The sequence below is a fragment of the Pararhodobacter sp. CCB-MM2 genome, from assembly GCF_001691415.1.
Lineage (GTDB): Bacteria > Pseudomonadota > Alphaproteobacteria > Rhodobacterales > Rhodobacteraceae > Pararhodobacter.
This window is the reverse complement of record NZ_LRRR01000001.1, coordinates 332327-345054: the sequence shown is the minus strand read 5'-3', so window position 1 is coordinate 345054 and position 12728 is coordinate 332327. Positions and strand designations below refer to the sequence as shown.

Here is a 12728-nt window from a genome sequence, read left to right as displayed (position 1 = left end):
AAGAGGGGCTGTTGCCGGAAGACGTCACAACCGAGGCGATTTTCCCGGCGGGGGCCGGGCGGGCGCTTTTGCTCTGGGCAAGACTTGCGCAACTTGGCATGTATGGGACAACAACCAGCATGTGGAACGAATTTATGGACTACTGGGCCGCATTGAGCGACCGCCTGCGCGGGATTGCACAGCGACCGATCCAAGAGCTCTTTCAGGATCCGTCCCGCGCGCAGACTTTCGCAGCGACACTGGACACCCCTGTAACGGGCGAAATTCTGTTTGATTATTCAAAGACGAACATCGATTCCGAAACGCATGGCCTGCTGATGGAGCTTGCGCGCGCGAAAGGCGTGGAAGCCCGCCGCGATGCCATGTTCAGCGGCGCCCGGATCAACGAGACCGAGGACCGTGCAGTCCTGCACACCGCGCTGCGCAATCTCGATGCCTCGGTCGAGGTCGAGGTCGACGGTGCCGATGTCATGCCCGAGGTCCGCGCAACCCTTGCGCGCATGGAAGTCTTCGCCCGCGATCTGCGCGATGGTCGTATCCGCTCGGCCGGGGGACGGGTGACGGATGTCGTCAATATCGGGATCGGCGGCTCGGATCTTGGCCCGGCGATGGCGGTACTGGCGCTCTCACCGTATTGCGACGGGCCGCGCTGCCATTTCGTCTCGAACGTCGATGGTGCGCATATTCACGAAGTGCTCGACGGGCTGAACCCTGAGACCACGCTGGTGATCGTCGCCTCGAAGACCTTCACCACCATCGAGACGATGACCAACGCCCAGACCGCAAAGGCCTGGATGGCCCGCGCCGTGGCCGAGCCGACCCGCCAATTCGTGGCGCTGTCGACGGCTTTGGACAAGACCACGGCCTTCGGGATCGATCCGGCGCGCGTGTTTGGCTTCGCCGATTGGGTCGGTGGGCGCTATTCGATGTGGGGGCCGATCGGTCTGAGCCTGATGATCGCCATCGGGCCCGAGGATTTCCGCGCCTTCCTCGCCGGCGGTGCGGCCATGGACCAGCATTTCCGCGAGGCGCCGCTGGAGCAGAACATGCCCGTGCAGCTGGCGATGACCGGCGTCTGGCACCGTCAGGTCTGTGGCTACGCGGCGCGCGCCGTGCTGCCCTATGACCAGCGGCTGGCCCGGCTTCCGGCCTATCTTCAGCAGCTGGAGATGGAATCGAACGGCAAGCGCGTGTCGATGGATGGTGCCGATCTGGAGGTGCCCGCCGGTCCGATCGTGTTCGGCGAGCCCGGCACCAACGGCCAGCACGCCTTCTACCAGCTGATCCATCAGGGCACCGATATCGTCCCCTGCGAGTTCCTGCTGGCGGCCCAAGGGCATGAACCGGCCCTGACCCATCAGCATCGCCTTCTGGCTGCCAACTGCCTCGCGCAGGCCGAAGCGCTGATGCGCGGACGGTCGCTGGACGAGGCGCGGGCGCTGATGGAAGCCAAGGGCCTGACCGGCGGCGAGCTGGAGCGTCAGGCGCGCCACCGCGTGTTCCCGGGCAACCGTCCCTCGACCATGCTGATGTATCCCAAGCTGACCCCGGCGATGCTGGGCGCGATCGTCGCGCTCTATGAGCATCGGGTGTTCGTTGAGGGGGTGGTGCTGGGCATCAACTCGTTCGACCAATGGGGCGTGGAGCTGGGCAAGGAACTGGCCAACCAGTTGCTGCCGATGGTCGAAGGAAAGGAAAGCGCCGAGGGCCGCGACGGCTCGACCGCAGCGCTGATCGCGCAGCTGCACAAGCTGAACGCCTGACGCCGAACGGGGCAGGGCGCCTTAAACCTCCTTATGAACAGGCCCGGATAACGCGCTGTTATCCGGGCCTTCTTGTTACGTGAGGAAGCTCTCGTGCTTCATCGTCTCTGGCACCGCGGCGCCGAGGCGCGACAGCACCGTTGGCGCAAGCTGTCGTTGATCCAGCAGCGCGTCCTTCGACGGCCCCTCGGCCTGGCCAAAGTAATAGAGCGCGAAGTCCTGCTGATCCTCGCCGGTGCCGCCGTGATGGCCCCGCAGCGATTGCCCGTGGTCGGCGGTGACGATCACCTCGTAGCCCATCTGCCGCCAAGCCGGCAGGAACTTGGCCAACATCGCATCCAGCAGCGCGCAGGCATGGTCCATCTCGGTGCAATCATGGCCGAAACGGTGACCCATCGAGTCCAGCGTGCAGGTGTGGAGGATCCCGTAATCCAAGGAAAACCTTGCACAAAGTGAGGTCAGGGTCGCGAAGAGATCCACATCCGAAGGCGTCGCCTGGTTCTTGTGATCATAGCCCGTCATGGTGTGGAACCGGCCATGGTTGATGCTGGTGCTCTCGGGCTCGTCGTACTCGATATCGCGGACGTAATCGAAGGGCGCGCGGTTGAAGAACTCGGACCACCAGCTATGCGTCACGGCGCCGGTCACGCCCCCGGCTTTGCGGGTTTCGCTAAAGATATCAGGCATGTCGACGCGGTGGATATGGCCGTTCGACAGAACGCCATGGACCTGCGGCGGGACGCCCGTGTGGATCGAGGCATAGCAGGGCCCCGACATCGACGGCAATGAGGCGCGCATCTTCCAGACGCGGGCCTCGCCCGAGGCGACCCAACCCTCGAGACAGCCGAAATAGCGGCGCCAATTGCCGTAGGGCACGCCGTCGAGGATGATGAGAAGCAGCTTGCGGTCCATGAGACACCTGTGTCAGGGGCAGTTGAGCGGCAGCCTAGGCCAAGCTCGACCCCACTGCAAACCCCGTCGCAAAACCGGGGGGTGAGTGTCGCAAACAGCGGGTCGAGGGTCGTAATTCCGTCGCAGCATCGCGGCGCAACCTGTTGAGAAAAGGCAGACAATGACCAGCCCGAATATCCTGATCCTGATGGTCGACCAATTGACCGGAACGCTCATGGCCGACGGGCCGGCCGATTTCCTGCATGCGCCGAACCTGAGGAAGCTGGCCGAACGCTCGGCCCGGTTCACCCGCAGCTATTGCCCCAGCCCGCTGTGCTCGCCCGCGCGCGCCAGCGTCATGGCCGGCCAGCTGCCGCGCCGCACTGCCGTCTATGACAACGCTGCCGAGTTCCGCTCGGACACGCCGTGCTACACGCACCATCTGCGCGCGCAGGGCTACCAGACGACGCTGTCGGGCAAGATGCATTTCGTCGGCCCCGACCAGCTGCACGGCTTCGAGGAGCGTCTGACCACCGATATTTACCCGGCCGATTTCGGCTGGACCCCGGATTACCGCAAACCCGGCGAGCGGATCGACTGGTGGTATCACAACCTTGGCTCGGTGACCGGGGCAGGGGTCGCGGAAATCACCAATCAGTTGGAATACGACGACGATGTCGCGCATCTGGCCTGTCAGAAGCTCTATGATCTGGCGCGCGGCAAGGATGAGCGGCCGTGGTCGCTGCATGTGAGCTTCACCCATCCGCACGACCCCTTCGTGGCGCGTCGCAAATACTGGGATCTCTATGAGGGCATCCCGGAGCTGGAGCCGTCCGAAGGGATCGCCTACGAAGATCAGGACAACCACGGCAAGCGCTTGCTGGAGAGTTTCGATTACGAAAACTTTGACGCGACCGAGGATCAAATCCGCCGTGCAAAGCGTGGATATTACGCGAATATCTCCTACATCGACGACAAGATCGGCGAGATCCTCGACACGCTGGAGCGCACGCGTCAGGAGGCGGTGATCGTCTTCCTGTCCGATCACGGCGAGATGCTGGGCGACCGTGGCTTGTGGTTCAAGATGGCGTTCTGGGAGAACTCGGGCCGCGTGCCGTTCTGGTTTGCCGGGCCCGGTATTCGTCCGCAGCGCATCGATCAGCCGGCCTCGACGTTGGACATGCTGCCGACGTTGTGCGACCTCGCGGGCTGTGACATGAGCCGGATCGCGCCCTGGACCGATGGCGAGAGCCTCGTGCCGCTGATGAACGGGACGGGCGGTCGCGGGCCGGTGCCGATGGAATATGCCGCCGAGGGCACGATTACGCCGATGGTCGGGCTGGTGGACGGGCCGTGGAAATACATCGCCTGCAAGGCCGACCCGGAGATCCTGTACAACCTCGACGACGATCCGTCCGAGCGTGTGAACCTTGCGACCGATCCGGCTTTCGCGCCGGTGCTGGAGCGGTTCCGCAACATGGCGAAGGCGCGCTGGGACCTCGACGCCTATGATGCCGAGGTCCGGGCCAGCCAGGCGCGTCGCTGGGTGGTCTATGACGCGCTGCGGGCCGGCAAGTACACGGACTGGGATTTCCAGCCGTATCGCGACGCCGCGCAGCGATACATGCGTAACCACATGGATCTGAACATTCTGGAGGAATCGCAGCGTTTTCCGCGCGGCGAGTGATCAGGCGAGTTCGAGAAGACGAACGGTGAGGCGCGGGCAGACCGCGCCCACCTCACGCAGGACCAGCTCGGCCCGCGGCAGGGGTTTGGTCATGGCATAGAGCGTGCCACTAAAGCCCAGCTCTTCCAGCAGGATCCCCAGATCGACGATATCCCACTCGGCGCTGATTAACGGCGCGATGATGGCATCGGGGTCGATATTGTTGAGCATGGCACCGCCCAGCATGCGCATCTGCGTCAGAACCACCGATTGGCGGTCCGGACGGGGGGCGAGCATCGGAAGAGCCTCAGAAGCGTCGATCAACAGAAGCCGGTGCGCATCCTTGAGCGAATGCGCGACAGGAACCAGCCTGTTTTCTACTCCCTGCGGAAGCATGCCCTGTATCATTCCGACCGTTATCCTCTGACGAAAGTCGTTTCATATGACCCAAACGCACATGACTCGACACACGTCGTTTCCCGACAGGCCGTTATGCGGTGCAACGCTTAACAACACTTAATAGTCTTTTACGACGCAGCATTATTTGCAAGGGTTTCGCGGAATGACTTGCGAAATGCGCGTCGCATTCGTGTCGTTTATGCCACCATTTGGGCTATCTGGCGGGCAATCCGTTCCGATCTGGCACGTTTTAATTACATAATACAGATTATCCGACTCACATCAGTCCGTAGTTGCCCCATCCTTTTCGCGCTTCGAGACCCAGGCGTTGAGCCATGCCAGCCCCGCCAACGACAGCCCCAGACCGAGGAACCCACCAACTCGCACCAGCCCGCTGAGACCACTGGCATCGACCAGAAAGGCCTTGGCCGCCGCGAGTCCGATCAGCGCCAGACCAATGCGCCGATAGCGCGGGATCCGCGTGCGCAGCGCCAAGCCGATCGACACGGCGCCCATGGCCAGCAAGGCCAAGGTATAGGCGTAGAGCTCGCCCTGCTGGACGCCGTGCCACATCTCCATCCGCGTACCGCCCTGCCATAGATGCCGGATGGTGTAGCCAAGCCAAAGTGCGCCGGGCAGCAACGCCACGGGCTGCCAGCGCGTGCCGCGGAGCGTGAGGTGCAGCACAAACGCCGGCGCGGCATAGGCAAGGAGCAAGTCGTTGATCAGCGGCCAGCCGGACACGTCGTCGCTGAAAAGCCCCCAGACCGGCGATGCGAGTGTCAGCAGCGCCACGACCAGAAGCCCGCCGGCCAGACCCAGCAGACCCGTCAGCGAAGTGCGAACCCAGCGCATGACCCTCCCTGAGGAAAGGCGCGCGTTGCGGCGATGCTGAACGCGGGCGCTGAGGATCAGCGCGCAGGCCTCGATCCCCGTGATCGCATGGCCGCTCAGGCTCGGCAGGAACCGGGCCAGCAGGATCAGCAAGGCCACCGGCGCCAAGGCTCCAAGCGCGGTCTCGGTCACCACCGCGCCCCAGTTGCGCCACGGATGGATCGGGCGCGAGGCGACGACGACCAACGCGCCCAATGGCGCGCCGAGCACCAGGAAGAGCGTCAGCACCGTGTTCCACGCATCGATACGACCGGTGAGGAACGCCTCGATCCCGGGATCGAGAAGCAAGCGCCATCCCAGTGCCATGGCGCCCGCGCCGACCACCCATCCCAGAGCCGGAATGTCGAGTTTTCGGTCCATCAGGGCGGCAGCCAGCACCAGAACCCCCAGCGCGACCGTCAAGGCTGTCTCCGACAGGATCAGCATCAACGCCAGAGCAATGAGTGGGAACACAGCCGCGGTGCAAAGGCCGACACGCTCGCCCTGCCCTCCGTCGCACTTCGCAAACAGCGTGGCGGCTGCGGTCAGGACAGCGGCCGCGGCCATGATCAGCAGCGGCCATGTGCCCCCCAGCAGGGTCGATGGCTGCCATGTCACCTCGGTCGCAACGGCGGTCGCCAGCGGCAGGAAGGCACCTCCGAGGGTCCACAGCAACCGCGGACGCCCTTCAGTGCTCTCGCTGCGCCACAGATGGCTCAGGCTTCCCAAGATCGCGGCGACTATGACCCATAGCGGCAACCACGGTTGGGTGTTGAGGGTCATCGACAGCATCAGTGGCGTCACCATCGGTGACAACAGGATCGCAACAGGGAGCGCCGCGGCCGTAATCATGTACAGGATGTCCAGTGCGGGCGCGTAGCGCGTCCAAATCGGCAACAGGATGACGGCGAGGCCGAGGGCAAGCAACCCGTGGGGCGCCTCGACCTGTGTCAGCAAAACCGATATGGGTGCAATGACCGCCAAAGCGGCCAGACGGGTCGGTGCAGAGGCCGTGCGGGCGAAAGGAGCGGCGCCTGTGTTGCGCGGCATGAGCGCCCCGCCCGGCAGTGCGGTGCCGGCGAAGATCAGTAGCAGGGCAAGCAGCGCCAATCCCTCCGGGCCAGCGCCGGCGATGCGGATCAGGCAGGCGCCGATGAGCGGCAACAGCAATGCCAGCGCCGAGACCCAAAACCAGCGTCGGAAAGCGTCGATCCCCAATCCCAGCAGCGCCACCGCTCCGAAATACGCGTAGAGCAGTGACGTCGGCCCGCCGCCGGGCCCCAGCAGAAACGGGGCCGCGCTTGCGGCGATGACGCCGATCGCAGCCAGCAAAGGACCCTGCCCCCAGCCCAAGGCCATCGACAGGCACGCCACCGCCGCAAGCGCGGCTAAGGCCGTGGTCTGGCCCAACATCTGATAGAGGTGAAACGCCGCTAGCACCGCGGCAAACAACGTGGCAATGCCGGCGCCGGCCAAGGTTGCCGGAACCAGCCCCGCCGCGCCCTCGTCGCCGCCCCAGCGCCGGCGCAAGAGCTCACCGCCGAGGATCAGGACCGCTCCCAGGACCAGGGCCAAGGCAATTCGGGCAGCGGGTGACAGCAGCCCGGCCTCGATCGAGTATTGCACCAGATAGACGCCCGCCATGACCAGTGCCGCCCCGGCCACCGGATAGATCCAGTTGGTCTGCATCCATGCAAGGAACCGCGCAGCAACGCCAGGGCCTTTCGGCGTCGGTTCTGGCGTCGGGTCCTCGGCCACACGGGGCTTCGGCTTCCACGGGCCGCTGGGCGCGGTCGCCACGGGCTCGGCTTCTGTGCCTGCCTCAGGCAGAGGATCACCCTGCCCCGCAAGCCGTGCCTCCAGCGCCGTGACACGCCGCATCAGCGCGCGTTCCCGGCGAAACAGGACGATCACGGCCCCGATGATCAGGGCCAGCAGCACCGAGAGTGGCATCAGGGGCATAAGCGGGGCTCCGTTTCCAGTGGACGCCGCGCGGGCGATGTCATAGGGCCAGACCCGTTCGAGCCTGTCACAACCGGATGGTGATTGCCATGACCCTCGCAAGACCGATCAAGATTGCCCCGTCGATCCTCAGCGCCGATTTCGCCGACTTCGGGCGCGAGATCCAAGCCATCGAAGCGCAAGGCGCCGACTGGGTGCACGTGGACGTCATGGACGGCCATTTCGTGCCGAACCTGACCTTCGGCCCGCCCGCCGTCAAAGCCTTCCGCAAGCATGTGAAGACGGTGATGGACGTGCATCTGATGATCGCCCCTGTCGATCCCTATATCGACGCCTTCGCCGAGGCGGGTGCCGATATCATCACCGCTCATGTCGAGGCCGGGCCGCATATCCACCGCACCCTGCAAGCGATCCGCGCCACCGGCAAGAAGGCAGGCATCGCGCTGAACCCCGGCACCCCGGCCGAGGCCGTGGCCCATCTGCTGGATCTGACCGATCTGATCTGCGTGATGACGGTGAACCCCGGCTTTGGCGGGCAGAAGTTCATCGACATGACCGCGAAGATTCGCACCCTTCGCGGCCTGATCGGCGATCGCCCGATTCACATCGAGATCGACGGCGGTGTCACGCCTGAGACGGCGCCGCTGGTCGTGGCCGCCGGGGCGGATGTGCTGGTGGCGGGCTCGGCCGTTTTCAAGGGCGGCTCGGTCGAGAACCCGGCCCCCTACGGCGAGAATATGCGGGCGATCCGGCTGGCGGCCGAAGCAGCCTCAGGCGCACGGATCGCCTGACGTCCCTTTGCAATCCTTGCATTTTTCAAAGACGGCCTCCGATTTTGGGGGCCGTTTCATTTTGCACGCGGGCTTGTCGCAAACTGCAGAGGGAGGAGAGCGTGGCTTGCCACCGCAAGCATTCCGGTGCGGCGCAGGCCGCACCGGATTGTCTTGCTGCATCGGGTTGGGAAAGGACACGGCAAGAGGTACGCTTACCAGTTGCGAAAAGTCACCCGATCCAGGTTGGGGGAAAGGGCGCGCCACATCCGGTCACTCGTTACTACGAACATGCTACCGGAAGACGGGTGTTCTTGTCAGTATGAAAATCCATACCTTGCTTTGCGCAACATTTGGCAAAACGCGAAGATTGTCCCGAAAGCATCGGGAAACCGTCACAAATCCCAGCCCGAAACCGCGTCCTGGGCACCGTTTTCCCGCGGAGCCGTCACAAACACCTGGTTGAGGAAGGCGGCCTTCATCAAAGCGTGAGCCGTCGTCTCGACCCCGAGGGTCTGGCGGGCGAGTCGCAGGTGCTTCTCGACCGTTGGGACGGTGATTCCCATGATCACCGCGATGTCGGCGGTGGTCTTGCCGTCGCCCACCCATTCAAGCACCTCGCGCTGGCGCTGGGTCAGACGGCGACCGGGCGGAAGGTAGGGCAAACCCGAGAGGCAGCGATGGCCAACAGCGGCCACGCTGAAGATCGTGTCCTGCATCCGGGCCAGCAAGGCATCGACATCCGCCTGAGGGACGCTCTCCGGCGCGATGAGGGCCATCACGCCCCTGCCCCGCGTCCGTTCGCTGGTGAAGCCGATGGTGCAGCCGGTCATGAGGCCATTGCGCTGGAAGAACTCGGCCCCTTCCGGCGAAACCACGAAGTCAGGGCCGAAACCGCAATCTTGGGGTGTCATCGTCCAACTGGCGACCCCGGCATTATTGAGCGCCCAATGAAAGGTCGAGCTCATCAGGTAATAGCCGTTCTGCACCATTTCCTGCAATGCGTCGCCGGGCATGGTCGAGAGGATCAGGTAATCCTCCGGCGCGCCGAGGATCGCGCCCCGTGAATCCGGAGAATAGCCGTAAAGGATTTGCGCAAAACCCAATTCAGAGAAGAAGTGGCACAGGGCATTCCAGATCGCCGCCTGATCCGTGCTGGAGAGGATATAGGCGAGCAATTGCGAGACATCGGCACCGTCCGCAGCCACCGGCGAGACGGAAAAGACCGGGGCTCCGCCGGTTCCGTAGAAGAATTTCAAATGCTCCATCCGGATGCTCGATCGCCTTTAAAGAATACCTATTGCTGGCCGAAAACGCCCCGATTGTCGAGCGTAGCACTCTCATTTCGCAGCGCAGATTCGGCAACCATCGGCCCAGATTCCAGTTGGCCGGAAATTCCTTAAAACTTCTCGATACTTATGAGGGAAGGCAGATTAGCAGAATCTCTGCAGTTTGCCTTAAACTCGAACGCTTGGTTCAAAATCATGCGCGATAGGAATGATGCGCGGCTTGAAATTCGCCGGTTGGATAGCCCGCATGCCCTGTTGACGAATCGGTTTCGGGCAAGCGCCTTGATACCTGTCAAGTGCATATTTGCAAAAGGCCATGCAATTTGCAAAGATCCTTAAGCTGCGCGCCGGCACCGCGCATGCAAAAAGGGCGGCGCTTTCGCACCGCCCTTTTCGACATCAGATAAGCCCCGGATCAGCCGGCGAGGGTCTTGGCGACCTCGGCCGCGAAGTCCTCTTCCTTCTTCTCCACGCCTTCGCCAACGGCGACGCGGGCGAAGCCGGTGATCTCAACGCCTGCTTCCTTGGCCGCTTGCTCAACGGTCAGGTCGGGGTTGATCACGAAGGCCTGGCCCAGAAGCGTGTTCTCGGCGAGGAATTTCTTCATCCGGCCCGGGATGATGTTGTTGTGGATCACCTGCTCGGGCTTCGGCTTGGCGGCGGTGGCGTTCTCTTCCATCGCTTTCGCGGTCTGGATCGAGAGCTCCTTCTCGACGACGGCCGGGTCCATGGTGGCTTCCGACAGCGACAGCGGCGAGGTTGCAGCGATGTGCATCGCGAACTGCTTGCCGATTTCCTGAGCCTTGTCAGCCGGGCCGTTCAGCGCAACCAGCACGCCGATCTTGCCCATGCCGTCGGTGGCGGCGTTGTGCACGTAGGTCACAACGGTCTCGCCTTCGAGCACATGCATGCGGCGGAAGGTCATGTTCTCGCCGATACGGGCGATGGCGCCTTTGATGACGTTCTCGACGGTCTCGCCGTTCAGGTCAGCAGCCTTGACGACCTCGACCGACTCGCCGGTCTGCAGAGCGACCTTGGCAACTTCGCGGACCAGGTTCTGGAAGTCTTCGTTCTTGGCAACGAAGTCGGTTTCCGAGTTGATCTCGATCGCGACGCCGCGGCCACCGTCAACGGCAACCCCCACGAGGCCCTCGGCCGCAACGCGGTCCGATTTCTTCGCAGCGCTCGCCAGACCCTTGGTGCGCAGCCAGTCGATGGCGGCTCCCATGTTGCCGTCGGTTTCGACGAGCGCCTTCTTGGCGTCCATCATGCCCGCGCCCGACATCTCGCGCAGTTCTTTCACCATCGCAGCGGTAATCGCCATGATCCTGTCTCCTTGATTGGGATGCGGGCAGGGTTGCCCCTGCCCGATGTCACTCCTGTGTCAGCGGCCCCCGGATAGCGGGCCTGCGTGACGATCAGGCGTCGGCGTCTTCCGAAACAGTTTCTTCGGCCGGAGCTTCTTCCAGCTCGCCGAGGTCCACGCCAGCCGCACCCAGCTGCGCCGACATGCCGTCGATCGCGGCGCGGGCCACCAGGTCGCAGTACAGGGCGATGGCGCGCGAGGCGTCATCGTTGCCCGGGATGATGTAGTCCACGCCTTCCGGCGAGCAGTTGGTGTCGACAACGGCGACGACCGGGATGCCCAGTTTCTTGGCTTCCAGGATGGCCAGGTCTTCTTTGTTCACGTCGATCACGAACAGCAGATCCGGCAGACCGCCCATCTCGGCGATACCGCCCAGCGAGGCTTGCAGTTTGGTTTGCTCGCGCTCCATCTGGAGACGCTCTTTCTTGGTCAGGCCGGCAGCGCCGCGCTCCATGACCTCGTCGATGTTCTTCAGACGCTGGATCGACTGGGAAACGGTTTTCCAGTTGGTCAGCGTGCCACCGAGCCAGCGGTGGTTCATGTAGTACTGAGCGCATTTCTCAGCGGCTTCGGCGACTTGCTTGGCAGCCTGACGCTTGGTGCCGACGAACAGCACGCGGCCGCCCTTGGACACGGTGTCACGGATGACCTTCAGAGCCTGGTCCAGCATCGGGACGGTCTGGGTCAGGTCGACGATGTGGATACCATTGCGGTCCCCGTAGATATACGGGGCCATACGGGGGTTCCAGCGCTGGGTCTGGTGGCCGTAGTGCACGCCAGCTTCAAGCAGCTGACGCATGGAGAATTCGGGAAGCGCCATGTCGGTGTCCTTTCCGGTTTACGCCTGGAACGGGGTTTTCGGGCAGATGCCCAACCGGTGGACCGTTGCGGGATGTCTCCCCGCAGGGCCCGACCCCGCCTGTGAAGTGCGCGCCCATTACCGCGTTCGGACCTGCCGCGCAAGGGCCGCAGCGGCGAAAAGAGCCAGACTGACCTACATCCCCGCCATCTGGGCCATGACGCGCCGGCGGGCGGGCGGCATCTTGTCGATCTCGACGCAGGTAAAGACGTGGCAGGTGTTCAGATCCCGGTCGACCACCGCGTGATCCGAGACCCAGCCCCCCATCGAGAGATACGCCCGCAGCAAGGGCGGCAGCATGGCCTGCCCCTCGACGCTGGCCTCGCCCTGAACGCGGTCGAAGCCGTGGGTTTCGGGCGCCTTCCGGCCGGGACTCAGCGCCTCGGGCGGCTGGTGCCGGGCACTCAGATAGGCCCAAGCGGGATCCAGCGCCATGACATCGGTGCCGGAGAACGAGGTGCAGCCGATCAATCGCGCCGCCCCGGTCTGCAAGGCCAGCCGCGCCACGCCGGCCCACAGGAGGCGCAACAGGTCCGCGTCACCGGCGCCGGGTTCCGTGCACAGACGGCCGAGTTCCAGCGTCTCGCCGCCGGCCTGCGCCATGGCGGCGAGGTCATAGAGCCCGGCCGCATAGCCGGCCAGCAGCGCGGGGCCACTCGCATGACGACGCAGGCGCAACGTGGCTTCGGGGGCCGATCCGTCCTCGGGGCCGACCCACAGGTGCAGACTGTCGGCGTCGAAGTCGTCGCGATCCTCGGCCCCGGCGCGAAACGCACGCGACCGCAGGGCCATCACCCCGTCGACGTCTGACAGACCCGCCAAACGCACGACGCGCCCACCCACCCGGATCGGCGCGCCGAACAGCGATTCGTGTTGCAGGGCCATGTCGG

The 12728-nt window shown here is 64.1% G+C and carries 10 protein-coding genes; 3 read left to right on the top strand and 7 right to left on the bottom strand.

Annotated features, from left to right (window positions below):
• Window positions 1–119 precede the first annotated feature (119 nt).
• Window positions 120–1763: a glucose-6-phosphate isomerase gene (gene pgi, locus BCY78_RS01605; protein ID WP_369808683.1), complete on the top strand. Its 1644-nt coding sequence runs from the start codon at window positions 120–122 to the stop codon at window positions 1761–1763.
• A 75-nt stretch (window positions 1764–1838) separates the two neighbouring features.
• Here the strand turns inward: pgi and BCY78_RS01600 are convergent, their stop codons facing one another.
• Window positions 1839–2675, bottom strand: a complete 837-nt coding sequence (locus tag BCY78_RS01600) for an alkaline phosphatase family protein (RefSeq protein WP_068296831.1) — start codon at window positions 2673–2675, stop codon at window positions 1839–1841.
• Between the two features lie 160 nt (window positions 2676–2835).
• Here BCY78_RS01600 and betC point away from each other — a divergent pair, with 160 nt between their 5' ends.
• Window positions 2836–4341 (top strand): choline-sulfatase, encoded by a 1506-nt coding sequence (betC, locus tag BCY78_RS01595; protein WP_068296822.1) that lies wholly within the window; start codon window positions 2836–2838, stop codon window positions 4339–4341.
• Here the strand turns inward: betC and BCY78_RS01590 are convergent, their stop codons facing one another.
• Both BCY78_RS01590 and BCY78_RS01585 read right to left on the bottom strand, forming a co-directional pair.
• Window positions 4342–4617, bottom strand: a complete 276-nt coding sequence (locus BCY78_RS01590) for a hypothetical protein (RefSeq protein ID WP_139103052.1) — start codon at window positions 4615–4617, stop codon at window positions 4342–4344.
• 384 nt (window positions 4618–5001) lie between these two features.
• On the bottom strand, window positions 5002–7554 hold the full coding sequence (locus BCY78_RS01585) for a DUF2339 domain-containing protein (protein ID WP_068296816.1): 2553 nt from the start codon (window positions 7552–7554) through the stop codon (window positions 5002–5004).
• An 89-nt stretch (window positions 7555–7643) separates the two neighbouring features.
• Between BCY78_RS01585 and rpe the strand changes: the two genes are divergently transcribed.
• A complete protein-coding gene (gene rpe, locus BCY78_RS01580; protein WP_068297646.1) occupies window positions 7644–8345 on the top strand; it encodes a ribulose-phosphate 3-epimerase in 702 nt (233 codons plus the stop codon).
• A 374-nt stretch (window positions 8346–8719) separates the two neighbouring features.
• Here rpe and BCY78_RS01575 read toward each other — a convergent pair whose 3' ends face one another.
• The 4 genes from BCY78_RS01575 to BCY78_RS01560 form a co-directional block, all read right to left on the bottom strand.
• Entirely contained in the window at window positions 8720–9502 is a 783-nt protein-coding gene (locus tag BCY78_RS01575; RefSeq protein ID WP_068297644.1) for a helix-turn-helix transcriptional regulator, read from the bottom strand.
• Window positions 9503–10028: 526 nt separating this feature from the next.
• Window positions 10029–10937: a translation elongation factor Ts gene (tsf, locus tag BCY78_RS01570; protein ID WP_068296813.1), complete on the bottom strand. Its 909-nt coding sequence runs from the start codon at window positions 10935–10937 to the stop codon at window positions 10029–10031.
• 94 nt (window positions 10938–11031) lie between these two features.
• Complete coding sequence (gene rpsB / locus BCY78_RS01565) at window positions 11032–11799, bottom strand: 30S ribosomal protein S2 (RefSeq protein ID WP_068296812.1); 768 nt, start codon at window positions 11797–11799, stop codon at window positions 11032–11034.
• Between the two features lie 174 nt (window positions 11800–11973).
• Window positions 11974–12723: a GNAT family N-acetyltransferase gene (locus BCY78_RS01560; RefSeq protein ID WP_068296810.1), complete on the bottom strand. Its 750-nt coding sequence runs from the start codon at window positions 12721–12723 to the stop codon at window positions 11974–11976.
• Window positions 12724–12728 lie beyond the last annotated feature (5 nt).

Coding starts and splice junctions, on each gene's coding strand:
- BCY78_RS01590 (WP_139103052.1), bottom strand. CDS start 4,617: ATGCTCGCCCCCCGTCCGGACCGCCAATCGGTGGTTCTGACGCAGATG.
- pgi (WP_369808683.1), top strand. CDS start 120: ATGTGGAACGAATTTATGGACTACTGGGCCGCATTGAGCGACCGCCTG.
- tsf (WP_068296813.1), bottom strand. CDS start 10,937: ATGGCGATTACCGCTGCGATGGTGAAAGAACTGCGCGAGATGTCGGGC.
- BCY78_RS01600 (WP_068296831.1), bottom strand. CDS start 2,675: ATGGACCGCAAGCTGCTTCTCATCATCCTCGACGGCGTGCCCTACGGC.
- betC (WP_068296822.1), top strand. CDS start 2,836: ATGACCAGCCCGAATATCCTGATCCTGATGGTCGACCAATTGACCGGA.
- BCY78_RS01585 (WP_068296816.1), bottom strand. CDS start 7,554: ATGCCCCTGATGCCACTCTCGGTGCTGCTGGCCCTGATCATCGGGGCC.
- rpsB (WP_068296812.1), bottom strand. CDS start 11,799: ATGGCGCTTCCCGAATTCTCCATGCGTCAGCTGCTTGAAGCTGGCGTG.
- rpe (WP_068297646.1), top strand. CDS start 7,644: ATGACCCTCGCAAGACCGATCAAGATTGCCCCGTCGATCCTCAGCGCC.
- BCY78_RS01560 (WP_068296810.1), bottom strand. CDS start 12,723: ATGGCCCTGCAACACGAATCGCTGTTCGGCGCGCCGATCCGGGTGGGT.